Source organism: Streptomyces fildesensis (assembly GCF_016107395.1).
Classification (GTDB): Bacteria; Actinomycetota; Actinomycetes; order Streptomycetales; family Streptomycetaceae; genus Actinacidiphila; species Actinacidiphila fildesensis.
In genome coordinates, this window is sequence record NZ_JAAIKO010000438.1 from 1 (window position 1) to 215 (window position 215).

Here is a 215-nt window from a genome sequence, read left to right on the forward strand (position 1 = left end):
GCTGATCGTGCTCCCGCCCCTGGTCGCAGGGCTCGCGCTGTTCCTCGCGACGCTCGCACCCATGGCCGCCCGCCAAGAGGCGTTCCTGCGGGCCGACGAGGCGCCGTCCGCGCGATTCGGGACCATCGCCAGCGGGGTACGTGACGTGGTGGCCTGCGGCTCCCAGGGCGCCGTCGCCGGTGACACCCACCGCATGATCGACGCCGAGGCCGACG

The 215-nt window shown here is 74.4% G+C and carries 1 pseudogene; it reads left to right on the top strand.

Annotated features, from left to right (window positions below):
* A pseudogene (locus C6N31_RS43410) lies at positions 1-215 on the top strand (ABC transporter ATP-binding protein); the annotation flags it as partial.